Origin of the sequence: Marinobacter orientalis, from assembly GCF_004792665.1 — a bacterium.
Lineage (GTDB): Bacteria > Pseudomonadota > Gammaproteobacteria > Pseudomonadales > Oleiphilaceae > Marinobacter > Marinobacter orientalis.
The window spans coordinates 21,843-45,796 of the sequence record NZ_SRZX01000010.1; the positions used below are offsets into that span (position 1 = coordinate 21,843).

Annotated in this window: 22 protein-coding genes; 9 read left to right on the forward strand and 13 right to left on the reverse strand. The window is 58.0% G+C overall.

All coding sequences use genetic code 11. From position 1 onward, the window contains the following. Positions 1-4: 4 nt before the first annotated feature. Positions 5-997: a ketopantoate reductase family protein gene (locus DIT72_RS17415; RefSeq protein WP_135956510.1), complete on the forward strand. Its 993-nt coding sequence runs from the start codon at positions 5-7 to the stop codon at positions 995-997. 50 nt (positions 998-1,047) lie between these two features. Here the strand turns inward: DIT72_RS17415 and DIT72_RS17420 are convergent, their stop codons facing one another. From DIT72_RS17420 to DIT72_RS17435, 4 genes are all read right to left on the reverse strand, one after another. Beyond that, entirely contained in the window at positions 1,048-3,078 is a 2,031-nt protein-coding gene (locus DIT72_RS17420; RefSeq protein ID WP_135956511.1) for a methyl-accepting chemotaxis protein, read from the reverse strand. Positions 3,079-3,204: 126 nt separating this feature from the next. Then, a complete protein-coding gene (gene ampE / locus DIT72_RS17425; RefSeq protein ID WP_135956512.1) occupies positions 3,205-4,092 on the reverse strand; it encodes a regulatory signaling modulator protein AmpE in 888 nt (295 codons plus the stop codon). Then, positions 4,092-4,673, reverse strand: coding sequence for a 1,6-anhydro-N-acetylmuramyl-L-alanine amidase AmpD (ampD, locus tag DIT72_RS17430; RefSeq protein ID WP_169450045.1), 582 nt, complete (start codon positions 4,671-4,673; stop codon positions 4,092-4,094). The genes ampE and ampD overlap by 1 nt, the downstream gene beginning before the upstream one ends. A 145-nt stretch (positions 4,674-4,818) precedes the next feature. After that, positions 4,819-7,122: a DUF1631 domain-containing protein gene (locus DIT72_RS17435; protein ID WP_135956514.1), complete on the reverse strand. Its 2,304-nt coding sequence runs from the start codon at positions 7,120-7,122 to the stop codon at positions 4,819-4,821. Between the two features lie 224 nt (positions 7,123-7,346). Here DIT72_RS17435 and nadC point away from each other — a divergent pair, with 224 nt between their 5' ends. Then, the gene (gene nadC, locus DIT72_RS17440; protein ID WP_135956515.1) at positions 7,347-8,195 is read left to right on the forward strand and encodes a carboxylating nicotinate-nucleotide diphosphorylase; all 849 of its coding nucleotides are present in this window, start codon (positions 7,347-7,349) and stop codon (positions 8,193-8,195) included. Positions 8,196-8,199: 4 nt separating this feature from the next. Here nadC and DIT72_RS17445 read toward each other — a convergent pair whose 3' ends face one another. The 5 genes from DIT72_RS17445 to DIT72_RS17465 are packed head-to-tail and all read right to left on the reverse strand — an operon-like array spanning position 8,200 to position 11,982. Next, on the reverse strand, positions 8,200-8,538 hold the full coding sequence (locus DIT72_RS17445; RefSeq protein ID WP_135956516.1) for a YqcC family protein: 339 nt from the start codon (positions 8,536-8,538) through the stop codon (positions 8,200-8,202). 9 nt (positions 8,539-8,547) lie between these two features. Beyond that, a complete protein-coding gene (locus tag DIT72_RS17450; RefSeq protein WP_135956517.1) occupies positions 8,548-9,345 on the reverse strand; it encodes a ParA family protein in 798 nt (265 codons plus the stop codon). Positions 9,346-9,382: 37 nt separating this feature from the next. After that, complete coding sequence (gene hda / locus DIT72_RS17455) at positions 9,383-10,081, reverse strand: DnaA regulatory inactivator Hda (RefSeq protein ID WP_135956518.1); 699 nt, start codon at positions 10,079-10,081, stop codon at positions 9,383-9,385. Next, positions 10,078-10,638 carry a CDP-alcohol phosphatidyltransferase family protein gene (locus tag DIT72_RS17460; protein WP_169450043.1) on the reverse strand — a complete coding sequence of 187 codons (561 nt, stop codon included), beginning with the start codon at positions 10,636-10,638 and terminating at the stop codon, positions 10,078-10,080. The genes hda and DIT72_RS17460 overlap by 4 nt, the downstream gene beginning before the upstream one ends. A 33-nt stretch (positions 10,639-10,671) precedes the next feature. Further along, entirely contained in the window at positions 10,672-11,982 is a 1,311-nt protein-coding gene (locus DIT72_RS17465) for a DUF2066 domain-containing protein (RefSeq protein WP_135956519.1), read from the reverse strand. A 222-nt stretch (positions 11,983-12,204) separates the two neighbouring features. On the opposite strand from DIT72_RS17465, the gene purM reads away from it, so the two are divergent. The 3 genes from purM to DIT72_RS17480 all read left to right on the forward strand — a co-directional run bounded on the left by purM (position 12,205) and on the right by DIT72_RS17480 (position 14,812). After that, positions 12,205-13,269, forward strand: coding sequence for a phosphoribosylformylglycinamidine cyclo-ligase (gene purM, locus DIT72_RS17470; RefSeq protein ID WP_135956520.1), 1,065 nt, complete (start codon positions 12,205-12,207; stop codon positions 13,267-13,269). Further along, positions 13,266-13,949 (forward strand): phosphoribosylglycinamide formyltransferase, encoded by a 684-nt coding sequence (gene purN, locus DIT72_RS17475; protein ID WP_135956521.1) that lies wholly within the window; start codon positions 13,266-13,268, stop codon positions 13,947-13,949. The genes purM and purN overlap by 4 nt, the downstream gene beginning before the upstream one ends. 86 nt (positions 13,950-14,035) lie before the next feature. After that, entirely contained in the window at positions 14,036-14,812 is a 777-nt protein-coding gene (locus DIT72_RS17480; RefSeq protein ID WP_135956522.1) for a DUF3108 domain-containing protein, read from the forward strand. 12 nt (positions 14,813-14,824) lie between these two features. Here the strand turns inward: DIT72_RS17480 and DIT72_RS17485 are convergent, their stop codons facing one another. The 4 genes from DIT72_RS17485 to apbC all read right to left on the reverse strand — a co-directional run bounded on the left by DIT72_RS17485 (position 14,825) and on the right by apbC (position 18,694). Further along, positions 14,825-16,096, reverse strand: a complete 1,272-nt coding sequence (locus tag DIT72_RS17485) for a valine--pyruvate transaminase (RefSeq protein WP_135956523.1) — start codon at positions 16,094-16,096, stop codon at positions 14,825-14,827. Positions 16,097-16,166: 70 nt separating this feature from the next. Next, positions 16,167-16,766 (reverse strand): YjaG family protein, encoded by a 600-nt coding sequence (locus tag DIT72_RS17490; protein WP_135956524.1) that lies wholly within the window; start codon positions 16,764-16,766, stop codon positions 16,167-16,169. A gap of 28 nt (positions 16,767-16,794) precedes the next feature. Continuing rightward, complete coding sequence (gene dcd / locus DIT72_RS17495) at positions 16,795-17,361, reverse strand: dCTP deaminase (protein WP_135956525.1); 567 nt, start codon at positions 17,359-17,361, stop codon at positions 16,795-16,797. A 232-nt stretch (positions 17,362-17,593) separates the two neighbouring features. Continuing rightward, positions 17,594-18,694: an iron-sulfur cluster carrier protein ApbC gene (gene apbC, locus DIT72_RS17500; RefSeq protein WP_135956526.1), complete on the reverse strand. Its 1,101-nt coding sequence runs from the start codon at positions 18,692-18,694 to the stop codon at positions 17,594-17,596. A gap of 161 nt (positions 18,695-18,855) precedes the next feature. On the opposite strand from apbC, the gene metG reads away from it, so the two are divergent. The 4 genes from metG to rsxC are packed head-to-tail and all read left to right on the forward strand — an operon-like array spanning position 18,856 to position 23,935. Beyond that, a complete protein-coding gene (gene metG / locus DIT72_RS17505) occupies positions 18,856-20,889 on the forward strand; it encodes a methionine--tRNA ligase (protein WP_135956527.1) in 2,034 nt (677 codons plus the stop codon). A gap of 31 nt (positions 20,890-20,920) precedes the next feature. Continuing rightward, positions 20,921-21,502 (forward strand): electron transport complex subunit RsxA, encoded by a 582-nt coding sequence (rsxA, locus tag DIT72_RS17510; protein ID WP_135956528.1) that lies wholly within the window; start codon positions 20,921-20,923, stop codon positions 21,500-21,502. 28 nt (positions 21,503-21,530) lie between these two features. Continuing rightward, positions 21,531-22,109, forward strand: a complete 579-nt coding sequence (rsxB, locus tag DIT72_RS17515) for an electron transport complex subunit RsxB (RefSeq protein ID WP_135956529.1) — start codon at positions 21,531-21,533, stop codon at positions 22,107-22,109. Beyond that, on the forward strand, positions 22,109-23,935 hold the full coding sequence (gene rsxC, locus DIT72_RS17520) for an electron transport complex subunit RsxC (protein ID WP_135956530.1): 1,827 nt from the start codon (positions 22,109-22,111) through the stop codon (positions 23,933-23,935). The genes rsxB and rsxC overlap by 1 nt, the downstream gene beginning before the upstream one ends. Positions 23,936-23,954 lie beyond the last annotated feature (19 nt).

The following is a 23,954-nucleotide window of genomic DNA, read 5'->3' on the forward strand; positions in this document are numbered from 1 at the left end:
CCTCATGAGCGGGCGCGAGGAGAACCAACAGTTACCCGGGACCGGTCTTATTGCCATTCTGGGGGCAGGCTCCCTCGGCCGATTGTGGGCCGGGTACCTGTCCGCCGGCAAGGTGGCCTTTGTACCCCGCCATGGCTCCGCTGATGTGTCTGGCGCAGACTCACTAAGCTACAGACTTCAGCGATTCGATGGCTCTGCCGCATCTGTATCCATCCCATGGCTGACCAGCTCGTCAGAACAGCCCTCTGTGCTGCTGGTCACGACCAAAGCCGGCGATACTCTGGGCGCCCTTGAATCCCGACTACCCGAACTGCCCTGCGACACACCCATTGTGCTGTTCCAGAACGGTATGGGGAGCCAACAGGCTGTTGCGGAGCGGTGGCCACGCCGGCCCATCCTTGCCGCCAGCACCACCGAAGGCGCCAATCGTCCGCAGCAAGGCCAGACGGTCCACGCCGGCAGGGGAGAAACCCGGGTTGGTGCTCTCACAGACAGGGCAAGACCGTTCGTGAAGCCGGTAGTGCAGGCCCTCGCCGCGAGCGGGCTGAAAGTCCATGCGGAACCCGATATACGCCAGAGGCTTTGGGACAAGCTGATAGTGAATGCCGGCATCAACGCCTTTACCGCCATTCTCAACTGCCGCAATGGCGACATTCTGAACAGCCGGTTCTACCTGGAGCGTATAGACGACCTGTGCGCGGAAATCGCGGCGGTGCTCGAAGCGGAGGGCGGCCGGCCACTGACGCCTGCCATGATCCGCGAGCGCATTGAAACCGTGGCACAAAGCACGGCAAATAACACTTCGTCCATGCTGAGCGACCGACAAAAGGGCCGGACCACGGAGATTGACTTCATTAATGGCTACGTTGCACGCCGCGGACAGGCCCATGGCATTGAAGTGCCGGTGAATCAAATGCTGACAGAACGGGTACAGCAACTGTCGGCTGATCCAGAAGCCGGGAGGCCAGGCAATCAGAACAAGCCGGGAGCATCCTGACCGGCAATCGCCTTTTTGATCCGGGCCTCCGGTTCAGAGGCCCTGTCGCCTCAGACCCGGAAAGCGTCCACCAGCCGTTGCAGCGAGGCTGTCAGTTGCGACATCTCCCGTGAGGAGGCCAGAGTCTCTTCGGCATTGTCCGCCGTTTTCTGGCCCAGCACGCTGATCTGCTCAACATTGGTATTCACATTTTTCGCAACCGCCGACTGCTCTTCTGCAGCCTGGGCAATCTGGTGACTCATATCCACGATCGTCGATATCCCCCGGGCAATCCGATCCAGCGCCTCAGTAACTTCAGAGGATTTCCTGACCGTGGTTTCCGTCACCTCATGACTGTTTGTCATGGCTGCTACCGCGTCTTTCACGCCGCTTTGCAGGCGGGAAATCATGCCTTCTATTTCTTCTGTGGACTTATGAGTGCGCTGGGACAATGACCGCACCTCGTCTGCAACCACGGCAAACCCACGTCCCTGTTCGCCAGCACGGGCTGCTTCGATGGCCGCGTTCAGGGCCAACAGGTTTGTCTGCTCGGCAATCGCCTTGATTTCCACCAGCACCTGACTGATGTTGTCGCTGTCGGCATTCACCCGGTTGATAACCTCAACCGCACCCGAAATCTCGGTCGCCAGACGGTTGATGGTCTCAACAGTATCAGACACCACCTCGCGTCCCTTCTCGGTATCTTCTTCTGCCGTGCTGGCACTGTCGGAAACCCTGTGGGCGCTTTCTGTCACTTCATTAACAGCTTCCACCATCTGGCTCATGGCTTCGTTGATCTGGCCGGACTCCTCCATCTGCCGGGCGACCGCCTCGCTGTTGGCGGCGGCCGTGTCATTGACCCGGCTTGCCTGGCGATCCACATCCGATGTCGTACTGCTGACGGACCGGATCAGCTCCGCGATCCGGTCCGTCATGCTGTTGAACTCCGTGGTCAGCTCACCCAGTTCATCCCGGTTATCCAGCTCGATGTGGGCTGTCATATCACCCGCAGCCACATTACGGGCCGCCTGGCTGAACCGGTTGATAGCCGTGCGCACCGACATGAAGAAGCCGACGTACAGATACACCACCACCAGCAGTACAACAACAAGAGCAACAATAATGAACTGCCGCTGCTGAACCTCGCCATCCAGCCGTGCATTGAGGTTATCCCTGACCACATCGAAAATGCCCGCCGTAAAGGCATCATAATAAACGAGCTGATTCTCGATCGTGCGGTTAAAATCCTGCCATGGCAATTCCAGGCGCATGGGAGTGATGACATTGGCATCAAGCTCGTTCCGAATAGTAATCAGACTGCCCTCAATACCCTTGACAGCGTTACCGTTATTTTCCGCCAGATCCGGCGAGGTATCGATCGCAACGGAAAGTGAAGGGCCAAGAAGAGATGAACGATTGGTGAGCGCGTCGTAGATTTCATTCAGCGAATCACTGAGGCCGTAGCCCACCTGCCCTTCCAGCAAGGCATGGATCCCGAAGGAACGGGCCCGCCCGATAATGTTTTCGGCATCCGGAAGAGCCTCGCGCACAAGCCCGAGCAACAGCAGATTCTCCCTCGACGCATCCTGGCCCAGGCCGGAAATCTCGATAGTGGCGGAAAGCATGGCACGGACTTTCTGGACAAACTCCTGATAGTACTTGAACTGGGGGTCAATATTGCCCTGATAGCTATCAGCCGACTTCAGCCGCTGCCACTCTTCCCGCAGCAGCGCAATCTGCTCTGCCCAGTTACCGGATGTATCGAAGCGGGCATTCGCACCAGCCAGTTCTTCCAGCCGGAGGCCAATTCTCTCAGCCGCGGCATCAGATCTGGAAAGCAGCTCGCTGTTGTCCTTGATTTTGCCGGGGGCCCGGAAATCACGGTATTCCAGGGACGCTTCGAGAAGCGCATCGACCTTCTCCAGTTGCTCAAGGCCTTCAACACCGCGAGTCATGGTTTCCACCGACCGGTTCAGTTCACTGATCACCAGCCACGACAGGGCAACAATAGGCAGCAGGAACAGAACGCTGATCAGGCTGAATTTGTAGAACATTGGCAGCCGGTTCATCAACGACACAGCAGGCTTGATAAGCTGGTTCACGTACACTCCCACACAAGGCGCCGAAAAAATGAAAATGGATTCTATCTTTTATTTTGTCGACTAAAGTACTACAAACTTGAGTGTTGCTCGGCGAAAAAATGTAATTTTTGTTAAAAAACATCAACTCTATACCACGCCGGCAATCACCAGCAGCGCCAACAGACAGATCCATACCAGCATACTGCGGTTCAGCAGGCCCCGGATCGCATCCAGGCTACGGCGGCCATAGCCGGGCCACTCATCGGGGTGAATCTGTGAAAATCGTCCCGGGTCCAGCGCATAGCCTGTCAATGCGCTATTTGCCGCTGCCATCAGCACCTGATCCGTTTTTAGCGTTATACCGGCCAGAACCCGTTTCCCCTCGCTCATCCAGCCTGCAAGATCTCCGGCCACGCCGAAGGTAAACGCCAACAGGCGAGCCGGCAACCAGTTGAGTACTTCTGCCAACGCGGCAAAGTCGGGCCGTGCTGCCGTCTGTGGCCAGTGGTCCCGCAACGCAATGATGCCTCGTGCGAAAAAGGCAGCTGCCGGACCAGCAACCACATACCAGAAAGCAACCAGGAAGAATCGCTCGAAGACATGGGCCATCAGCGTGCGTGACAGTAGCAGATGCATCTCATCCGGAGAGGCAGCCGCACCTCTGTCCCGAGGGGGAAGGTTGTCCTTGATATGATGCCAGGCAGCCTGCATATCGCCTCTGGCCCAGGACGTACTGTAGGCTTCCAGTGGTGATCGCCAGCCAGGCGCCCCCATCAGCGTTACCAGCAACACGAATTCCAGCGGGTAGGCCGCCATTCTCCAGCCAAGCTTGTCCAGATACCCGACACCAACCGCAAGCACTACTGCCGGCACGGCGATCACGAGTAGCCCTTTCCACTTCCCGGCGCCATTTCCGGCTGACATTTTGCTGCTGGCCCGGAAGGCAGCACGCCACAGTGAATCCCCGGACCAGGCATTTGCCGCATCGAGCTTGCGTCTTGTCAGGTATGCAAGCAGAAAGACTACCAGCGCCATCAGCCACTCCTCCCCGTATCCGGCCCGGCATTCAACATCTGCCGGTAGCGAGACCAGTTGAATGCCGGACCAGGGTCGGTTTTCCGGCCCGGCGCAATATCACTGTGGCCGGTAATCCGTTGCGGGGTAATTTCCGGCCAGGCCGCCATAATCCTCCATGACAGGTCCGCCAACGTCCGATACTGGGCGGTGGTATAGGGAATGTCATCCGTACCTTCCAGTTCAATCCCTACGGAAAAGTCGTTGCACTCCTGCTCACCCTCAAAGCATGAGCGGCCCGCATGCCAGGCCCTGTTCAACAGGCTGACAAACTGCACTGCTGACCCATCACGCAGAATCAGTAAATGCGAAGACACTTTCATCGCAGCAATGGTCTCGAAATAAGGATGCTCCGACGCATCAAGCTGGTTGCAGAAAAACCGCTCTATGGCATCTCCACCGAACTGCCCTGGCGGCAGGCTGATGTTATGAATCACCAGCAGGGAAATGCCTGCGCCTTCGGGGCGAGGGCTGAAGTTGGGTGAAGGACACCACCGGGCTGTGCTCACACGCCCGGTGCGGCGCAGCCGGGAGGCCGGGATTTCTGAAGGGTCATTCGAGCAGTGGGGTGCGTTTTGTTCAGACAATGTATTTCCAGCTGGCCGGCGACGAAGGTTTTATCACCATTCGCCTCTGTTACGTTCGTGCCAGTGATTGAAGCACAAAGCGGGAGACCTTGCTATGCAGTCAGTCCTTGCGACTGCTACGCAGGTTATCGATGATGGACTCCAGGGCTCGATCGAAAATCAGACCGTCATCAAGCATGGTGATTTCTTCCGCCGCCAGGGCCATGGCCAGATCTTCGCGCTGATACTCGGCCACTTTCGCACCACTGCGATTAACGAAGATGTATTTGCCCGTTGCCTTGATAAAGGCGGCCAGTTTACAGCGAATCTTGCCACCGTCGCGAATCAGCTCGATCCAGGATCCGACACGGAGGCCATCAGCACGCTCCAGCCATTGTAGCTCAACGCCACTGCCGGCCTCCGGGGCTTCGGCAGCCCTGGAAACGACCGGTTCAGAAACTGCTGCAGCCGGTTCGGGTGTTGTCAAAGGTTCCGGGGATTGCGGAGTTTTTGCAGGCAGTTCTCTGTCCTGCGGATGGGCAGCGGCAGAAATTTTATCCCCGGGGGTTTCAGGTTGTACCGGCTTTTCAGCAGCTGCCGGGTGCCGGGATGCTGTCACCAGGCGCTGGAACACATCCACATGGGCCAGCTCAAGATCCCTTATAGCGGCGTCGGTGGCGAACGGATCCCAGGCTATTTCCTGCAGCGCAGACCGCAGCCTGTCAACGATGCCGGGGATTGCCCTCAGCAATTCACTCCGGGTGCTTTCTTCGACCGGCTTCGGATCCACGCTCCAGACCAGCTGGCGGGTGAATTCAGTTGCCGCCTGCCAGCGCTCACTGTCGTCGCCCTCACGCAGTACAATCCACTGCAGATATTTCGACCACGCCTCATTCAGCAGCGTGACCACCTGAGGAGGCAGATCCCGGCCAGTCATCTGCTCGCTCAACAGTGCTTCTGTGGCCCTGGAAGCCCTTTCCTGTCTGGCCCGACCCTCTTCTGCGTCACGAAGACGCTGCTCCACCAACTCCCGCCGGCGGCGGTCCAGGTCCATGAAATGCCCGAAGTCACTGAGCAACTCGCTGAACAGGTCCACATTGTCGGTGAATTCATTCAGGACACGGTCAACGACCGATTCGATTTTTTCCCGCAAGGGGTCTCGCTGGCCTGCTTTTTTCTCAGTCCAGCCAATGGCCGACATGGCCAATTCGTTGACCAACTTTCTTACCGGATGCCCGCCGCGATTGAAGAAGTTCCTGTCGCTCAGAGCCACCTTCAGCACCGGAATCTGCAAACGCCCGATGACGGCTTTCATGACGGGATGAAGCTGACGGTCTTCAAGAATAAAGTCGAACAGCATGGAAACCAGGTTGATGACATCGTTGTCGACCTGACCGACATTGAAGGCGCCGCCTGTTTCAGCCCGGAAAACTGGCTGCAGTTGCTCAGACAAAGGCACCACCTCACCCTGGCGCCAATGGAGGGATTGCGCCTGTATGTCACTCAGTCGCAGCATCAGGGCGCCGGTATCCAGCAATACCGTCCCTCCGGACGGTCTTCCTGTGGCGCCGCTCTGCCCCTTGTGCAGCAACGCACTGAGCTCGGAGAAGGTAGCACCAACATCCCCGGGTGGCGCTGTCAGCGGCCCCGCCGAATCAGATCCTGCCTTTTCAGAGAGTATGCCTCCACTCCCGGCGGCCCCGGGCGCGCGTCCTGAAGATGGACGCCCCCCGGCAGGAGCACGGCGCATGTCCGGCAACACGCCTTCGGCGATCAGAGTCTTGTTTGCGTCTTTGTAGACATCGCCAAGAATCCCGACCAGCAGACGATCAAACAGTTTCAGCACCACCAGTTTGGCGCGAATGTCGATGTCCAGGTCAGCACAGGCTTCTGCGACGCCCCCACAAATCACTTCCGGGCTCAGAGGCATCTGGCTGTCATCAAGTTCTGCCGAGGGCACCAGGTGGGAGACCCGGACATTCAGCAACCCGATTGCTTCGGCATGCTGGTTGCGAAGCTTGTTGATCAGGTTATCGATGGCTACCTGCTGCTCCAGATCAGCGTGGTCCATCAGGGCAAGGGAATCCTGCTCAACTTCATCCAGGGTTCGGCTTCCGCTGGCTGGACGAAAGGAGCCAATTTCATTGAAAGCGCGGCTGACGTATTGCAGAACAGACACCGTCATGTTCTTGCGTCGCAACCGGAGTTCCCGCATGGCATCGAAATAGGCGGTCTGATCCTGATTGGTGCTGGCCTTGTCAGCCAACTCGAAAAGCGAATCGTCGGCCTTGTCAAAGAAACCGGACATCACCGCCTTCAGCGACCGACCGGATACGTCACGCAGGCGCACCAGCGAGCCCGGCAGGGAAAACCTGTCCGGCAAATTCCGGGCTTTGAAGCTTACAACCTTGTTATCCTGCGCCATTCGGCTACTCCGGACGGTAACTGGAAATCTTTGTTATCAGACATCTTAGGCCTTACCCACGTCACCTTGTGTCAGAATTTGTCACCTTTTGTGTTTAAGTGACGGTCATCACAGTTTAGGATTCCGGTTCACCTCCGTTTGGTGAATGCGCGGCCGGGCTTTAGAATCATTATCTCGACCCTATTGCGTACAAGATCCCAAAATTCAGGACCGGAACCTTGACCATGATCCCAGCAGAACTGCTTCGCCAATCCCGCACAGAAACCGTCGCCCAAAGCCTCCGGGAAGACATCGGGGACGGCGATATCACCGCTATGCTGATACCCGAAAACCGGATCAGCCATGGAAGGGTTATCACTCGCGAAACTGCAACCATCGCCGGAAGGGCCTGGGTTGAGGAGGTTTTCAGGCAGGTGGACTCAAGCGTTACGCTGGACTGGCAGGTCAAGGACGGGGACGAAGTAAATCCCGACCAGGTGCTGTTTACCATGGCAGGACCGGCCCGCAGCCTGCTCACCGCCGAACGGACGGCCCTCAACTGGCTTCAGATGCTCTCCGGCGTCGCCACAACATGCACGGCCTATGCGCGGCGCGTTGCCCATACCGGCGTGCGGCTGCTTGACACCCGTAAAACACTTCCGGGCCTGAGACTGGCTCAGAAATACGCGGTAACCTGCGGTGGTTGCCATAACCACCGCATTGGCCTCTGGGACGCGTTTCTGATCAAGGAAAATCATATCGCCGCCTGTGGTTCGATTGCCAACGCAGTGGCCGCGGCCCGACGCATCGCCCCCGGCCGCCCGGTGGAAGTGGAAACCGAAAACTCTGATGAACTGGAGCAGGCCCTTGCCGCTGGCGCAGACATCATCATGCTGGACGAATTTTCACTGGATGATATGAAGAAGGCGGTTTCCCGCACCGACGGCGCCGCAAAACTGGAGGCTTCAGGCAGCATAAACAGCGACACCCTGGTACCGGTGGCAGAGACAGGCGTGGACTATATTTCCATCGGGGCGCTGACCAAGGATGTACGGGCAGTTGACCTCTCAATGCGGCTGGAAGAGACCAACTGACGAATCACGACGGCCCGGAAAGCAGGCGGTCCATCTCCGCCAGTTCACGAACGAGGCGGCGACCGGATTCACTCCTGCCCCGGAAATGCTCCTCGGCCATGGGGGCCATGCCGGATACCTCTGGTAATGGTTGCTCGTTTTCAATCAATACTTTCATGCGCCAGACAAACACAAACTGAAGCCACTGGGTGAACTCCAGGGTATCCACCGCAAACGGTTTCGTACTTTGCAACGCCTCGTCAGGCGGCGGATCCGTTTCCCACGCACCCATACGCCGCAGTTCGGTCTCGATCTGCAACAGGCGCTCAGCTACCTGGGCGGCATGGTCGGGTTGAATTGCCATAATTCGCTCTCAGTCGGCCAATGGTTCCAGCTCGACAGTTTCTCCATGGAGCACCCGGTACAGGTCTTCATACTGCCGCGTCAGGGGATGCTTGGGCGCCATATGAATCAACGGCTGCCGGCTCTGGTGAGACTCCTTCATCTTCACCGAGCTGGACAGTCTCACCGGCAATACCGGAAGCCCCTCGTCCATCAATTCACGAACCAGCTTTTTGGGCAAACTGGCTCGCGGCTGGAACTGGTTGGCGACAATGCCTTCCACCACCAGGTCTTCATTATGGTCTTCCTGCAACTCCTGAATTTCCTGGAGAATGCTGTACAGCGCCTGGCGGGAAAAATCGTCACAATCGAAGGGAATGAGGCACCTTTGTGCCGCGATCAGCGCCGAACGGGAATAGAAGTTCAGCGCAGGCGCCGTATCGATGTAGATTTCATCGAACGATTCGCCCAGTTTTTTCAGTGCCTCCCTCAACTTGTAGATCTTGTGCTTTGCTTCCAGCCTGTGCTCCAGAAAATCCAGCTCCGGGCTGGAAGGCATGACAAACAGGTTATCAAAGGGCGAAGCGTGAACAAATTCATCAGCGCGCCGGCTGAACACCGTGAATGCCACCATCTGCTCCAGATAGTCCGCCACGGTGTCCTTCAGCTCCGTTGCCGGTTTGCCCAGCAGGTAATGGGTTGAATTGCCCTGGGGGTCGAGATCAACGACCAGTGTGCGCTTGCCCCGGGCGGCACTGATGGCCGCCAGGTTACAGGTTATGCTGGATTTACCGACACCACCTTTCTGATTAAACACGACTCGTCTCATCTTGTTCCCCTGACTTTGTCCCTGTATTTGGTTGGCCCTACCAGCCCATAACCGACTTCACGAAGGGTATCGTCAGTCGACGCTGGGCACGTAATGAGTTCTCGTCCAGGCGATCCAGTATTGCCAGCAAGTCGGCAAGTTTTCGCGGTGCACGCCTGAGAATATATACTGCCACGTCGTCGCCGAGAACCAGTCCACGCTGTTCGGCCCTGGCCATGAGAATCCGTAAACGGTCATCATCACGGTAGATTCCCAGCTGGATCGTCAAACCGTGGCGAAGCCGTGATACCAGATCCGGCAACAGAAACGGCAGCTCGCCGGGCACTTCGGAGAGGCTGACGACCATCATGCTGCCGCGATCATTTACCCGATTGTACAGATGGAAGACGGCTTCTTCCCAGTTTTCAAGGCCGGCAATGAGATCCAGGTCGTCCAGACAGATCACCGACTGGTTTTCCAGGCCTGTCAACGCCTCCGGTCCGAACGGTAATAACTCCGTCACACTGACGCATACGGCACTCTGTCCACGCTGTTCGGCATGGTGGCAAACCGCCTGCAACAGATGGCTCTTGCCAGTATCGGCATCGCCGCAGACGGCAACGACGGGTACCGGAGCTGATCGCTCGCATACGTCTCTCAGACGGGCCGCTGCCGCTGCATTTCTGTCGCCATGAAAATTATCGAACCGGGCGTCATCCCGAAGTTTAACACCCAGCACCAGTTGCGATGCACTCACTGTCTCTTGATCCTCCAGGCCCTCAGGCTCCAGATGGCGATATAGTGCCCCCCGCTGAACACCGCGGAAACCGCCACCAGAAGAATTCCCGCTTCAGTAACCCAGGGCTGCATCGGAAAGCCTGCCAGCAGAACGATAATCGCCAGGACAACCACTATCTGGATCAGCGTATTGAGTTTACCGGGAAGCGAGGGCTTCAACTCAAAGCGGCCGATCCCGTAGTGGAAAGCCAGTCCGCCGCAGACAATCAGAAGATCCCGGCCCAGCACCAGCCCGAACAGCCATGGTGGCAAGACGCCGGTCAGGGTAAGCATGAGGTACGCTGCAATCAGCAGGGCCTTGTCGGCCAAAGGGTCCGCAATAGCGCCCAGACGGGTCCGCCAGTCGAAATGACGGGCGAGAAAACCATCAATGACATCCGTGGCTGACGCAACGAAGAAAATGGCCAGTGCGATCCGGTATTCCTTGGCCATCAGCGCGGCAGCAAAAGGGGCAATCAGCACGATGCGCAGAAACGTCAGGGCATTGGGAATCCAGCGCCAGCGGTGCATCGTCATGACACGCTTCCCTCTCCCTGCGGCACCCGGAAATTACTCTCCGTTTTCCGGGTTGATGATCGAAGCTGGCTGCCAGCGGTAGTGCAACACCTGGTAAAGTGACTCGAACGCCTGCTCCGACTCCTGTTCATCAACCAGCAACGGCTGGTATACGAACAGAGGGTTAGCCGTGGCGCTGCTGTTCTCTGCATTGTCCTCGGCCAGCGCGACTCCACCTTCGGGCGTCGGCAAAATGGACTCGTCGGAGTCACCTTCAGCGGAATCGCTGCGGTCTCCCGGATCGGTGCTGTCGCGGACCGGTATCCGGGATACTTCCGCATCAGACAGCGGTACCAGGCGCGGAGCAAGCGCAATGTACTGTTTCAGCTGTTCCATTTCACCTGAAAACACGAGCCGTAGCTTTAACTGGTCCTCTCGAGCCTGGGTAGCGCCCGCTTCAACTACCGGCGACAGGTTCTTGAGTACCCTGTTCACACTGGCGTAATCCGTCAGGCTGGTAATACCGTGCACAACAATATCGACCTGCGGCGATTCACCCACATCACTTCCGGCAACCGCATAACGGTCCGCAAACATTTCGGCCCAGCGCCCGATAAGTCGGGCAGCAAGCTCTTCCCTGGTGTCGGCGGTGACTGACTGTTCCGTGCTGTCCAGGCCCATACCATCAAACACCCATCCGGCACGCCACTGCGAGCCGGACCGGCTGATTCTCACCAATGACACCAGATCATGCTCAAGCTCCTCGGAAGCGCTCCTCACACTGGAGGTGAACTGACCCCATATATCGGATAACAGCTCCCGGTCCTGCCCAAACTCCTCGGGAGGCAGGGTTACCGGAAGGCCGCGGTCAACAGCCGCCCCCTGCAATATCTGCCGCCACTGACCATTCGCCCCGCCGATTTCCCCGTCAGCATGCACGAGGGTGCGACGGCCGCTCTCTTCCACCGCAATCCATGCCAGCGTGAGAGGCCGGTTCGCCCCCCAAACCGGTGCATCGACAGACGCAAGCGCACGATTGACCCCTACAGCGCCAAATGACATGCGCAAACGGTGGTTGTTCTCATCTGAGCGAAGAAACTGGTAGGACTGCAGCAGGGATTCAGCATTGCTCAGGAGTGCGTCAACACCCTCATTATCCAGCACATCGCGAGTGCCGGAAACACGCACGAAAACACGGCTGAGGCCTGCGGCATAGCCCTGCTCCAGATCTTCTGGCTGGGAACTCGCCACCGGCACTTCCACCGAATAAAGGCCGGTAACGGTAACGGCGGCGGCCGGAGCCGCCATCAGCGCCAGCAGACCGAATAGCCGCAATGACCGACGGAGTATCTGCGCTGCCTGCATCGAGATTTTTCCTGAGTCTGGCATGAACCACCCTGCAATTCGTCTGAATGGCGGATAGGATACACCAAGGTCCCTGGTGTGAGTAGTTAACCGCGCTTGCACAGAGCCAATACAACTCCTTGATACCCCCACTGCGCCAAACATTGCAATTGCATTTGGAGCACCACTCCGCACCTGTTAAAATCCGCCGCCTGACCCACTGTCCAAACGGTTAAGCACTCCATGAGCGAACAGAAGCCCTCCCTCACCTATCGTGATGCCGGCGTTGATATTGACGCAGGAAACGAACTCGTCAACCGCATCAAAAACACGGCTGCGCGCACCCGCCGGCCGGAAGTTCTCGGTGGCCTCGGCGGCTTTGGCGCCATGGTTGCCATTCCCCAGGGCTACCACGAGCCGGTTCTGGTGTCGGGCACAGACGGAGTAGGCACCAAGCTCAGGCTTGCCATGCAGCTTAACAAACACGACACCATCGGCATCGACCTGGTTGCCATGTGCGTCAACGACCTTGTTGTAGGTGGCGCGGAACCTCTGTTCTTCCTCGACTACTACGCCACCGGAAAACTGAACGTGGATGTTGCGGCCCAGGTGGTTGAGGGCATTGGCAGCGGGTGCGAGCAGGCAGGCTGTGCCCTGGTGGGCGGAGAAACCGCGGAAATGCCGGGCATGTATGAGGGTGACGATTACGATCTGGCCGGCTTCTGTGTGGGCGTTGCCGAACGCAGCGAAATCATTGATGGCACTCGTGTACAGACGGGCGATGTATTGCTTGCCCTGGGCTCTTCCGGCCCGCATTCCAACGGTTATTCACTGATCCGCAAAATTCTGGAGGTCAGCAACGCCGACCTGGACCAGACTGTTGCCGACGTAACGCTCGCGGAGGCACTGATGGCGCCAACCCGCATTTATGTAAAAAACCTGCTGCAACTGGCCCGTGAGGTGGATGTTCGTGCACTTTCCCACATCACCGGCGGCGGCCTGCCGGAGAATATTCCCCGGGTTCTGCCCAACGGCATGGTTGCGGCTATTGACACCGACAGCTGGAAGCTGCCCCCCGTTTTTCAGTGGCTGAAAGATGCCGGCGGAGTCGCCAGTGAGGAAATGTACCGTACCTTCAATTGTGGCGTTGGCATGATTGTATGCATTCCGGCCAATCAGCGTGAACTGGCACTGGACACCCTGAACGCACTCGGAGAGAACGTCTGGCAGATCGGTGTTATTGAAGCGGCGGCAGACTCCGCCTCCGCGGCATCTATTCGCTATGCGCCGGGGCTGTTGTCGGTATGAAAGCAGATTCAGTAACCGCACCCCGTATTCTGGTCCTGGCCTCCGGAAGCGGTACCAATCTGCAAGCCCTGATTGATGCCAGCCGTGAGCGTGATTTTCCGGGCCGGATTGTGGCGGTGGGCAGCAATCGTCCCCAGGCTTTCGCCCTGGAGCGGGCGGCACAGGCGAACATCGATACCTTCGCCGTAGACCACACCCGTTATGATTCCCGCGAGCAATTTGATGGTGCGCTGATGGCGGAGATCCGCCGCCACAACCCGGACCTGATTGTGCTGGCAGGATTCATGCGTATTCTGACCACGGATTTTGTTCAGGCGTTACGCGGCACCATGCTGAATGTTCATCCCTCCCTGTTGCCGAAATATACCGGACTCAACACCCATCAGCGCGCGCTGGAGGCGGGAGAAAAGGTGCACGGTGTATCCATTCACTTTGTTACCGAGGAACTGGATGGCGGTCCCGTTATCGCCCAGGCAGAGGTCAGTGTGGCTCCGGAAGACACCCCGGAGTCCCTTGCCGAAAAGGTCCAGCAGAAAGAACACGTGCTGTACCCCATCGTTGTGCGCTGGTTCTGCGAAGGTCGCATTCAGCTCGGCTCAGACTACGTGGTTTTCGACGGTCAGCCCCTGAACGGGCCCATGGTGCTTCCGGACGACGGTGCTGCAGCATCGGCCGGGTGACTTTATCGTCATCTCCGGGTGCCATCGGGCGCGTTAGACTGTCCACACACAGGCACACCAGCCATTGTACCAGCGGAGGAATTCCCATGCCCCTGAAATACAGCTCCGCAGTCCTGCCAGCCATAGTGGCCTGGGCACTTCTCATTGGCGCCACCCATGCACAGGCTTCAGAAGAAGGGCAGACTGCAGGAGATACACAGACTCCGGAGGCAGCGGAGGAGATTCCTCTCCGGCCCATGGAGCTCAGCTACAACGCCTCCATGGACAGAGGCATATCCCTCAAAGGCAGTGCCCGCCGCATCCTCGAACAAAGGGATGACGGCACCTGGCATTTCCGCACTGACGTGGACTCCTTCATCGCCGATATTGATGAGTCGCTGATCTTCCGCTGGGAGAACAATCAGGTGATCCCCCTGCGTTACCGTTACAAACTTTCCGGCTTCCTGATCAGGAAGAGAGAGGAAGCGATCGATTTTGACTGGGACAAGATGGTGGTCAGCGGGCACCATGAGGGCGACAGGTTTTCGATGGAACTGAAAGAAGGTGCCATGGACCCCATGGGCTACCAGCTGCAACTGAGCCAGGACATCAAAGCCGGCAAACGCGAAATGGAATACCTTGTTATCGACAAGGGCGACTACGACACCGACCGTTTTGCCGTCATTGACCAGGAAACAACGCGCATCAATGGCGAGGAGCTCAGAACCCTCAAGGCAGAGAAAGTTCGCGACAGCGATAGCAAGCGACAATCACTGATGTGGTTCGCACCTGAGCGCGACTACATGCTCATCCGCTTCCTGCAGGTGGAGCCGGATGGCAGCGAGTATGAGCTGACAATCAGCGAAGCCTCCTTTGATCGCTAGACTTTCAGCACGTTACTTTCCGACAGCCGCCCATACGGCTTTCACTTCGTCGGCAATAATGCGCAGCCCTTCGGCGACTCGCTCATCATCCTGGGAGTAGGTAACCCGCAGGCACTCATGACGATGCTGCCAGTCATCCTCGGGCAATCCCGGGAAGAAGTAGTGTCCGGATACGACCAGCACTCCCCTCTCCTTCAACCGCTGATAGAGCTCAAGGCTGGTAATGGGAAGGTCCGGGAACCACAGCCACAGGAACATGGCACCTTCGGGTTTGTGGACATACCAGCGGCAACTGTCTTCACCCATGGCGGCGCGAAACGCGGCAACCGCCCGTTCCATCTTGGCCTTGTAGAAGGGGCAGACCACGTCACGGCTGAGTGACAGGATTTCTCCGGAACGCACCAGAGGCTCTGCGAGCATGGCGCCAAAGCTGCCAGTGGCGAGATTCATGATGGCGTTAATACCCGACAGCGCCTTGATCACGGGCTCGGCTGCAATAACGATGCCCGTGCGTACCGCCGGCAGGCCGAACTTGGACAGGCTGAGACACAGGATCACCTGCTCATTCCAGCGGGGTGTCGCATCCACAAACAGCAGGTTCGGGAAAGGCGTGCCATAGGCCCCATCCACAATCAGCGGGATGTCGTGCTGGCGAGCCAGCTCTTCCAGCCGGGCCAGCTCGTCATCGGTGACCACGTTGCCGGTGGGATTGGTGGGGCGGGAAACACAGATGGCGCCGGTTTCGCCGGTGACCTCAACCGCGTCAAAATCCACCCGGTATTTGAATTCGTGGGCATCTGTAAAGGAGATATCCGGTTGCACAGCGTGGAACAGTCCGGGCTCGATACCCGCGTCGGCATAGCCGATGTATTCCGGTGCCAGGGGCAGAAGGATGTGCTTGCGCATCCCATGGCCATAGTCGCCGCCGAACATGTTGAACAACATGAAGAAAGCGGCCTGGCTGCCGTTGGTCAGCGCAATGTTTTCCGGTTTCAGACCCCAGCCGTACTCCCGGTTCAGCAACTCCGCCAGCGAGGCAATAAACTGTTTCTCACCCTGGGGCGGATCGTAAATACCCACCAGCCGGCGCGTATCCCCCTCACTCCGGGCCATCTCCGCCAGGATCTGCTGAACCCGCTGCTGTATTTCGGGAATATGGCCGGGATTGCCACCGCCCATCATGATCATGTCATCGCCGGATGCGAGGGCATTACCAAGGTCATCCATCAGTGAGGTGATGCCCGCATCTGCGGTGAATTTTCGGCCGAACGAAGAGAGTTTCATGGTGCTTGTCTGTACCGATTCAAAGACGGGTTGTAATCCCAGTGTAGGACAGAGCCGGCAGCGCCGCTGCTCAGTCGTGCAGGGAAATGCCGAGGTTGCTCACGCCCTCGTTGGCGGCGTCCTCGCGGATACGTTCCACAAACTGGCTGGTAGGGGTTCGCTGACGCTTGAGGGCGAGTATCAGGTCACGCTGGAACACTTTGTCTTCTTTCATTAACGGGTGTTGTTCCAGCAGCCGGACCAGCTCGTCCTCTTCCAGGTTTTCCCCTTCAGAAACTTCAATAAAGTTCACCACTGTCGCCGTGGCCATCTGTGAAGCGCCGGTTGCGCGATGCTTGCCCGGATTGAGCCGGTTAAGCAGCGCCTGCTCCAGCAACTGGCAGAAATCAAAGGCCGGATAGACACCGTAGGCATCGTAGACATTCACATCTGGTGACAGGGCTTCCAGTTTAGCCAATAGCTGGGGGATGGCTGCTTCGGGAGCATCTTTTTGCAGCATTTCCCAGCCCAGATCGAGTAACTGGCGCATTTTGGCGCCGGTTTTCAGTCCAACGGCGTCCGCGAACAGGGCGTAGTTGGGAAAGGAGCGCTCCGCGAGGGCCATCAGGAAGGTGAATTCCCGCCAGCCCTGCAGTTGTGATACCGCTTTCAGAAACTGATTGGCATTCACTGTGGATCTCTCCTGGGGGTAAAGGCACTCATGCTCGCGGCAGTGTGACGCCGGTTTGTCCCAGATATTTTCCGCGCCGGTCCTTGTAGCTGGTACCGCAGACTTCATCGGACTCGAAGAAGAGCATCTGGGCGACACCTTCGTTGGCGTAGATCTTGGCGGGCAGGTTGGTGGTATTGGAAAACTCCAGGGTCACCTGCCCTTCCCACTCCGGCTCCAGGGGGGTGACGTTGACGATGATGCCGCAGCGCGCATACGTTGATTTGCCGAGGCAGATGGTCAGTACGCTGCGGGGGATACGGAAATACTCTACGGTGCGGGCCAGAGCGAAGGAGTTCGGGGGGATGATGCAGACGTCGCCGGTGTAGTTGACGAAGCTGTTTTCGTCGAAGTTCTTCGGGTCCACGGTGGCGGAGTGGACGTTGGTGAAGATTTTGAATTCGTTGCTGCAACGGACATCGTATCCGTAGCTGGAGGTGCCGTAGGAAATTACGCGGCCTTTTCCGGTTTCGCGGACCTGATCGTACTCGAAGGGTTCGATCATTCCGTGCTCCCGGGACATCCGGCGAATCCAGTGGTCGGATTTGATGCTCATGGGTGACGTCTCGTATCCATAAAAAAAGAGGCGGTAGTTTACCTGTTCGGTTTTTGTCTGTCGAAGCTTTGGCCTTCTGAATTCCACCCGCAAGCTTGGGGGCTGCAAGAACAGGCAGGGCCTTCCGAAACACGCCGTGAATACATCCCTGTAGGCTTGAGAAAAACATCCATGTTTTTCACAGTTTCGGAAGGCCCTGCCTGTTCTTGCGATCGAGCTTCGGTGGCGTTTCCTAGTGCTCTGTTACCGAGACGCTCGAGATTGAGCCGGTGAGGTTTCTCTCCCTCGTAGACAGTTCAGCGCCTACCCTTCGGGCGATGTCCCTGTAGCGTCTTGCCACTTCCGAGTCAGGCTCGGCCACTACCGAGGGAATGCCGCCGTCGGTCTGTTCGCGGATGGTCATGTGCAGCGGGAGTTGGCCAAGCAGCGTGGTGCCGTATTCTTCAGCGATGCGTTCGCCGCCGCCATGGCCGAAGAGGGGCTCTTCGTGGCCGCAGTTGCTGCAGATGTGGACGCTCATGTTTTCAACCACCCCCAGCACAGGGATCTCTACCTTGCGGAACATTTCGATGCCTTTTTTACCATCCAGCAGGGCGATGTCCTGGGGCGTGGTGACGATTACCGCGCCGGTCACCGGGACTTTCTGGGCAATGGTGAGCTGGATATCACCGGTGCCCGGGGGCATGTCGATGATGAGGTAGTCCAGTTCGTTCCACAGGGTCTGTTGCAGCAGTTGCATGACGGCGCCGCTGACCATGGGACCGCGCCAGACCATGGGGGTTTTGTCGGTGACCACGAACGCCATGGAGTTGGCCTGCAGGCCGTGGGCCTCCATGGGGATGAAGTATTTGTTTTCGTGGGTGTCCGGGCGCTTACCTTCGGGCACGCCCAGCATCATGCCGATGCTGGGGCCGTAGATATCGGCGTCCAGTATGCCCACACGGGCACCTTCGGCCTGCAGGGCCAGCGCCAGGTTGACGGCGGTGGTGGATTTGCCCACGCCGCCCTTGCCGGAGGCAACGGCGATGATGTTTTTCACACCGGGCACGGACTGGATGTCTTTCTGGCCTTTATGGGAATGAATGCGCTGCCCGACGTGCACCTCGACACTCTCAACGCCGTCCACGTCATCAAGGGCATTGGTAAGCAGCTCTTTAAGAGCACCAGCGATTCCCTTTGAAGGATATGGCAGCTCAATCATTGCCATGACCTTGCCGCGGTCGTCTGTCGTCAGGGATTTCACTGCACCCAGCTCATACAGATCCTTGCCCAGGTAGGGATCGCGGTACTGTTTTACGGCGGTTTCCAGTGCGTGCTGTGAAATCTGTGCCATCAGAGTCTCCGGATAAAGCGTTGAAAGCAGGTGTTTCGGGTGAAAAATCTTTGCTTGGAAGGTATCATCTGTGCCCGTTTCTGGCCATAAAGAGTTTTGACCCTGAGCAAGGCCGGCAAACGCGAACGCCAACTCCTGACGAATGAAGGTTCGGACCAAACATGACGCAAGCGAGTTCAAAGCAACAGCGCGATATTCTGGTAACCAGCGCCCTGCCATACGCCAATGGCCCCATCCACCTGGGCCATCTACTGGAATACATTCAGACCGACATCTGGGTGCGCTATCAGAAAATGCGTGGCCAGAACTGCTACTACGTCTGTGCCGATGATGCTCATGGTACTGCGATCATGCTCCGCGCCGAGCGTGAGGGTATCTCGCCCGAAAATCTGATTGACCGCATCCGGCAAGAGCACCAGCAGGATTTTGGCGGCTTCCATATCCGCTTTGACAACTACTACACCACCCATTCCGAGGAGAACCGCCAGTTCTCGGAATACATCTATCGTCAGTTGCAGGAAAACGATCACATCGCTACCCGCAAGATCATCCAGGCGTATGATCCGGAAAAGAACATGTTCCTGGCGGACCGTTTCATCAAGGGCACCTGCCCCAAGTGCAAAACCGAAGACCAGTACGGCGACAACTGTGAAGCCTGTGGTGCCACCTATACCCCGGCGGAGCTGATCAATCCCCGTTCGGCGGTGTCCGGCGCCACGCCTGTCGAAAAAGAATCAGAGCACTATTTTTTCCGCCTGCCGGCGTTCGCGGATTTTCTCGCCAACTGGACCCGTAGCGGCACCCTGCAGCCCCAGGTGGCCAATAAACTGGCCGAATGGCTGGATGCGGGCCTCCAGGAATGGGATATCAGCCGGGATGCGCCCTACTTCGGGTTCGAGATTCCTGACGCCCCGGGCAAGTATTTCTATGTCTGGCTGGATGCCCCCATTGGTTACCTGGCGAGTTTCAAGAACCTGTGCAACCGGGAGGGCATTGATTTCGAGCACTTCTGGAAGGCGGACTCCACCGCCGAGGTGTATCACTTCATCGGCAAGGACATCATCAATTTCCATGCCCTGTTCTGGCCGTCCATGCTCCACAGCGCCGGCTTCCGCACGCCAAGTGCGGTCTGGGCCCACGGTTTTGTCACGGTGAATGGCAAGAAGATGTCCAAGTCCCGGGGCACCTTCATCATGGCCCGCACTTATCTGGACCACCTGAATCCGGAATACCTGCGCTACTACTTCGCCGCCAAGCTTACCGGCAGCGTCGATGACATGGACCTGAATCTGGAAGACTTCGCCGCCCGCGTCAATTCGGATCTGGTGGGCAAGGTAGTGAACATTGCCAGCCGCAGTGCCGGGTTTATCACCAAGCGATTTGACGGCCAGCTTGGCACCGTTACCGAGCACGACAAGTTGAAAGAGTTTATCGATGCCGGGGATGAAATCGCAGACTTCTACGAGGCCCGGGAATTCGGCCGCGCAATGCGTCGCATCATGGAGCTGGCGGACATCGCCAACCAGTATGTGAACGACGAGCAGCCCTGGGTAATCGCCAAACAGGATGGCCAGGACGACGCCCTGCAGGCCATCTGTACCAATGCCATCAACATGTTCCATTTGCTGATGACCTACCTGGCCCCGGTACTTCCGGAAACTGCAAAAGCTTCGGAAGGATTCCTCAATGCCCCACTGGACTGGAACAGGCGGGAGCAGAGACTGGAAAACCATGGCATCAACAAGTTCAAGCCGCTGATGAACCGTGTGGACATGGACCAGATTGAAAAAATGCTGGACGCCTCCAAAGAAGAGCTGCCTGCAGCGACCGGGAAGCCGGCGCCTGCCACCAATCTTGAGCCGATCGCCGACGAGATCGAATTCGGAGATTTCGCGAAAGTTGACCTGCGGGTTGTTAAAATAGTGAAAGCCGAACATGTGGAAGGCGCAGACAAGCTTCTTCGGCTCACCCTTGATGTGGGGCATGGCGAACGCAACGTCTTTGCTGGTATCAAGTCTGCCTACAGGCCGGAAGATCTTGAGGGACGCCTGACCGTGATGGTTGCCAACCTCAAGCCCCGGAAGATGAAGTTTGGCATGTCCGAAGGCATGGTTCTGGCAGCGGGCCCGGGGGGTGAGGATATCTTTATCCTGTCTCCGGATTCCGGAGCCACGCCCGGCATGCGGATCATGTAAGAACCGGCAGCCGGGCAATGGAGCAAGGCGAATGACCGAATATCTGCTGATTCTGGTCAGCACCATTCTGGTGAACAACTTCGTGCTGGTTCAGTTCCTGGGCCTGTGCCCGTTCATGGGCGTTTCCGGAAAGCTGGAAACCGCCATGGGCATGTCCCTGGCCACCACCTTCGTGCTGACTCTGGCGTCGGTGTGCAGCTACCTTGCCTATACCTACCTGCTGGAACCCCTGGACCTGGCTTTTCTCAGGACCATCACTTTTATCCTGGTGATTGCAGTCGTAGTGCAGTTCACCGAGATGGTGGTACGCAAGACCAGCCCACTGCTCTACCGGGTGCTTGGCATCTTCCTGCCTCTGATCACCACGAACTGTGCCGTGCTCGGGGTCGCGCTCCTCAACATAAACAGGAACAATAACTTCGTTGAGTCGGTTTTATACGGTTTTGGCGCAGCGGCTGGTTTTTCCATGGTGCTGGTCTTGTTTGCCGCCATGCGGGAACGTATTGCCGTCGCTGACGTGCCGGTTGCGTTTCGCGGGGCTGCAATCGGGCTGGTGACTGCGGGGCTGATGTCACTGGCGTTCCTGGGTTTTGGCGGCCTGGTCAGCGTCTGACGGGGCAGGGATTGGGAGGAGCAGGATTATGTGGACAAGCGTTCTTATTGCCGTGGTCGTTCTTCTCGCCCTCGCCCTGGTATTCGGTGCCCTGCTCGGCTTCGCCGCTGAACGGTTCAGGGTAGAGGGCAACCAGTTAGTAGACGAAATTGACGCCCTGTTGCCGCAGACACAGTGCGGACAGTGTGGCTATCCCGGTTGCCGCCCCTATGCTGAATCCATAGCGGAGGGCGGGCCCATTAACAAGTGCCCTCCCGGCGGTGAAACCACCATCAAGGCCCTGGCAGGCCTGCTGGATATAGAGCCGGAGCCGCTGGATGCCGAGCATGGGGTTGAGCAGGTCAGGCGTGTTGCCGTGATTCGTGAGGACGAGTGCATCGGCTGCACAAAATGCATTCAGGCCTGTCCGGTCGATGCCATTCTTGGTGCCGCCAAGCATATGCATACAGTCATCGAAAGCGAATGCACAGGCTGCGATCTTTGCGTAGAGCCCTGCCCTGTCGACTGTATCGATATGGTGACAGTCGAGCCGGACATCCGCAGCTGGACCTGGACGCCGCCGGCATCGGGGCTCATCGCCACCGATCGCCATGGAGCCAATGCCTGATGACTCAACTGTGGAATTTCCCCGGCGGCATCCATCCGCCGGAGCGTAAAGACATCTCAACGGCTCATCCGATTCGCCGCGCAGGCATTCCGGAGCACCTCATTCTGCCGCTTCAGCAACATATCGGGAATCCGGCCGAGGCCGTTGTCGAAGTGGGCGAGAGGGTCCTGAAGGGCCAGAAAATTGCGGACGTCAAAACCGGCATGGGCGTTCCCGTTCATGCGCCGACCTCCGGTGTTATTGAAAGCATTGTGGAACACCCGGTCCCCCACCCCTCGGGCATGGCTGACTGGTGCATAACCCTAAGGCCGGACGGCGAGGATCAATGGTGTTCCCGAAATCCGGTGAGTGACTTCCGCACCCTCGACCGTGACCAGGTCCTCGGGATTATCCGGGACTCCGGTATTGCCGGTATGGGAGGCGCCGGCTTTCCGACCAGCATCAAGCTCCGGCCACCGCGGGACCGCAAGGTAAGCACCCTGATTCTCAACGGGGCTGAATGTGAGCCTTACATCACCGCCGACGACATGACCATGCGGGAAAAAGCCGATGAGGTTGTTGCCGGCCTGAAGGTCATGGCGTGGATACTCCGTCCGGAACGCTGTGTCATCGGTATTGAAGACAACAAACCGGAAGCCATTGCCGCCCTGCGTAAAGCAACCGAGGGCACCCGGACCGAAATCGCGGTGATTCCGACCAAATACCCCTCCGGCGGTGAAAAACAGCTGATTCAGATTCTCACCGGCATGGAAGTGCCCAGCGGCGGCATACCGGCGGATATCGGGGTTATGTGCCAGAACATCGGAACCGCCGTTGCAGTGGCACAGGCAGTTTTCCAGGGCACACCACTGATCGCCAGGATTGTAACCATCACCGGCGACGCGATCGACGAACCGGGTAATTTTGAGGCGCTGATTGGTACACCGATCAAGTATCTGCTGGAGCAGGCTGGCGTGCACCAGGACCGGCTCAGCCGTCTGGTTCTCGGTGGGCCCATGATGGGCTATACGCTGACAACCGAAGCAGTGCCGGTCACTAAAACCACCAACTGCGTCATTGCGGCGACAGCCGCTGAGCTTCCGGCCCCGCCGCCGGAACAACCCTGTATCCGCTGCGGCCTTTGTGCCGAGGTCTGTCCCATGGAACTGCTGCCTCAGCAGCTGTTCTGGCATGCCAAAGCCACCGAGTTTGAAAAAGCCGAGCACCTGAACCTGTTCGACTGCATCGAATGTGGTGCCTGCTCCTATGTTTGCCCGAGTTCGATCCCGCTGGTCCAGTACTATCGCTTTGCCAAGGACGAGATCCGGGTGCAACGGGCCGAACAGCTGAAATCGGCCCGCGCCAGGGAGCGTTTCGAAGCGCGTCAGGCGCGGCTGGAGCGGGAGCAGGAAGAGAAAGAGCTGAGGCGCAAGGAAAGGGCAAAGGCTGCTGCCGAGGCCCAGGCAAAGAAAAAAGCCGACGCGGAAAAAGCGGCGGCCGAAGGTGAGGCCGTTGATGAGCGGGCGGCCAGATCTGCTCTGGTAGAGCAGGCCCTGGCCCGCAAGAAGGCAAAGACCGGGGCAACCACGCCTCCATCCGCGACCAGGGCCACTGGGGAAAAGCCGGATATTGAGGATCTCCAGAAACAGCTGGACCACGCCAGGTCCAAACTGGAGACCATGCAGAGCATGCTTGACGAAGCAAAAGCGCAACAGGCGGACAACGTGGAGAAGCTCGAGCGCGCCGTCGCCAAGAATCATGACCGGGTAAAGCGTGCCGAAGAGGCTCTGGCCGAGGCCCGAGACGGACCGGCCGACCGGACGACCGTATCCGGCCCCACCCACTAAACGACATCAGGCACGACTT

Bases quoted from the DNA above. Each gene is read 5' to 3' on its own strand.
- DIT72_RS17415 (WP_135956510.1), top strand. From the start codon at position 5: ATGAGCGGGCGCGAGGAGAACCAACAGTTACCCGGGACCGGTCTTATT.
- ampE (WP_135956512.1), bottom strand. From the start codon at position 4,092: ATGGCGCTGGTAGTCTTTCTGCTTGCATACCTGACAAGACGCAAGCTC.
- DIT72_RS17435 (WP_135956514.1), bottom strand. From the start codon at position 7,122: ATGGCGCAGGATAACAAGGTTGTAAGCTTCAAAGCCCGGAATTTGCCG.
- nadC (WP_135956515.1), top strand. From the start codon at position 7,347: ATGATCCCAGCAGAACTGCTTCGCCAATCCCGCACAGAAACCGTCGCC.
- DIT72_RS17445 (WP_135956516.1), bottom strand. From the start codon at position 8,538: ATGGCAATTCAACCCGACCATGCCGCCCAGGTAGCTGAGCGCCTGTTG.
- DIT72_RS17450 (WP_135956517.1), bottom strand. From the start codon at position 9,345: ATGAGACGAGTCGTGTTTAATCAGAAAGGTGGTGTCGGTAAATCCAGC.
- DIT72_RS17460 (WP_169450043.1), bottom strand. From the start codon at position 10,638: ATGACGATGCACCGCTGGCGCTGGATTCCCAATGCCCTGACGTTTCTG.
- DIT72_RS17465 (WP_135956519.1), bottom strand. From the start codon at position 11,982: ATGCAGGCAGCGCAGATACTCCGTCGGTCATTGCGGCTATTCGGTCTG.
- purM (WP_135956520.1), top strand. From the start codon at position 12,205: ATGAGCGAACAGAAGCCCTCCCTCACCTATCGTGATGCCGGCGTTGAT.
- purN (WP_135956521.1), top strand. From the start codon at position 13,266: ATGAAAGCAGATTCAGTAACCGCACCCCGTATTCTGGTCCTGGCCTCC.
- DIT72_RS17480 (WP_135956522.1), top strand. From the start codon at position 14,036: ATGCCCCTGAAATACAGCTCCGCAGTCCTGCCAGCCATAGTGGCCTGG.
- DIT72_RS17485 (WP_135956523.1), bottom strand. From the start codon at position 16,096: ATGAAACTCTCTTCGTTCGGCCGAAAATTCACCGCAGATGCGGGCATC.
- dcd (WP_135956525.1), bottom strand. From the start codon at position 17,361: ATGAGCATCAAATCCGACCACTGGATTCGCCGGATGTCCCGGGAGCAC.
- apbC (WP_135956526.1), bottom strand. From the start codon at position 18,694: ATGGCACAGATTTCACAGCACGCACTGGAAACCGCCGTAAAACAGTAC.
- metG (WP_135956527.1), top strand. From the start codon at position 18,856: ATGACGCAAGCGAGTTCAAAGCAACAGCGCGATATTCTGGTAACCAGC.
- rsxA (WP_135956528.1), top strand. From the start codon at position 20,921: ATGACCGAATATCTGCTGATTCTGGTCAGCACCATTCTGGTGAACAAC.
- rsxB (WP_135956529.1), top strand. From the start codon at position 21,531: ATGTGGACAAGCGTTCTTATTGCCGTGGTCGTTCTTCTCGCCCTCGCC.
- rsxC (WP_135956530.1), top strand. From the start codon at position 22,109: ATGACTCAACTGTGGAATTTCCCCGGCGGCATCCATCCGCCGGAGCGT.